Annotated in this window: 2 protein-coding genes; both read right to left on the bottom strand. The window is 39.0% G+C overall.

Features of this window, described 5'->3' with window-relative positions:
• On the bottom strand, window positions 1–790 hold a 790-nt coding region (locus tag PX484_RS04925; protein ID WP_288103049.1), incomplete at its 3' end, for a TauD/TfdA family dioxygenase.
• Window positions 787–1,548 (bottom strand): class I SAM-dependent methyltransferase, encoded by a 762-nt coding sequence (locus PX484_RS04920; protein WP_288103047.1) that lies wholly within the window; start codon window positions 1,546–1,548, stop codon window positions 787–789. The genes PX484_RS04920 and PX484_RS04925, both read right to left, overlap by 4 nt.
• Window positions 1,549–1,601: the final 53 nt, after the last annotated feature.

Here is a 1,601-nt window from a genome sequence, read left to right as displayed (position 1 = left end):
TATTTTCTGGTTTTGAAAAAAAGTCGTCGATGATGTCGAGTGTTTTTGTGATAGCTTCCGGTTGCGCTATTTCTAGTTTGGAGTAAGCGACTTCAATCCAGTACCGCATATAACGAAAAACCAGACCCTGAGAATCTGTTGAGAATAAGGGGAAATTATTATTTTGAATAGCTTCTTGAGAATTAATCTCTCCAGGTGTAATCACATCGCGCGCCAAAGGTTCGTAAAGATAGGGAACTAGGTCTGTATGGTGTTGCCAGAAATATTGATACAAATTGGCGGCGTTTACTACCAGGGAATCTCCTCCCTCATCCGCGGCAGCAAGACAGAGTAAGCCAACAATATCAGGGAAGTAGTTTTTGGCTGTACTATCGGTATGATAGCCAGTTTCTGCATTCGTCATCGAAACGGGTATAGCTTCTTTAGTGTAATCCATTCCTCGATCGATTACATCAAAAAAATAGCCATAGCGGTGGTTTAGCAGTCCAAAAATACGAGAAATAAAAGCATAAATTAACCGCATTTCCGTTTCTGTTAATGCTGAATCTAATCGGAAAATAACTATTCCGGGTTCTAGGAGCAATTTCTCACGAAACGGCAGGAAAAAGTCAAGATTTTTATTAACTGTTTCCTGTGCTATTTCGTTGGGTTTGTCAAGCCATCTGTGATTGCTTGTTTTCAGTAAATACAAGACTAATGATTTGGGTAAATGAAAAAATAGTTGAGAAGGATCGGGCAATTTTTTCCAAGTCAGTAATGAAATATTAGGATCAAAAATTGGTCTAATCATTTTTGAATCTTGAAGGCAACGTGAAGGGGAAGGTCAATGAGCGGAGTAAAAAATTCTGGGTCTAGTTCTAAATGTTCCTGATTAATTTTTAGTTCATAAACTTCTGGCATTTTTGTGAAGGCTGCTAAACGAAGAGATGTGAAGTAATCTTCCATAGTTTTATGAACACATTGCACGGCGACGGCTTTTCTATCTCGGCGCCAAATCTCACCGGGGAATAATTGATCGCGTCCGGAAAAATAGCCAGCTTCGGGTTTAAAATAAAAAGGAAACTTATCTTTTTTCAGAAAAGGTAAAGAGGGATGGGGGACGGCGAACAGGAAATATCCACCGAATTTCAAAAGTTGGTAGGCTTTCTGCATCGTGCTAATAGTTTCTGAAACATTTAAGTAGTTGAACAGAAACATAGCCAGAACTAAATCGTATTGTTCGGACTCAGTGACCGCAAAATCACGAATATCACCAGCTTCATAGGAAGCATTAGTAATCTGATGCTCGTTTTTTTGAATCAAGGCCTGCTCGATCATTTGTGATGAAATATCAATCCCATGAACATATTGAGCGCCTCGGTTAATTAACTCTCTTCCTACATAACCTTCCCCACAGCCTAGATCTAATATTTTCTTATTGACAATCGGTTCACATAAATCAATGACAAACGGACGAGCGGAGTAATCAGAAAGCAAAATCGGTTCTACTCGTTTCCAGTCTCCTGCGCTTTCGTCGTAAAGTTTTTTGGTTTCTTGTGTTGCTTTCATACCTATCTAACGTGATAAAATTTGCACTAATTTTGTTTTAGTCTAGCACTGTG

This window comes from Microcystis sp. M49636_WE2 (genome assembly GCF_030065375.1).
In the GTDB taxonomy this organism is placed as follows: Bacteria; Cyanobacteriota; Cyanobacteriia; order Cyanobacteriales; family Microcystaceae; genus Microcystis; species Microcystis aeruginosa_C.
The sequence above is the reverse complement of the archived record's forward strand: the minus strand, read 5'-3'. Positions and strand labels throughout refer to the sequence as shown.

Bases quoted from the DNA above. Each gene is read 5' to 3' on its own strand.
- PX484_RS04920 (WP_288103047.1), bottom strand. From the start codon at position 1,548: ATGAAAGCAACACAAGAAACCAAAAAACTTTACGACGAAAGCGCAGGA.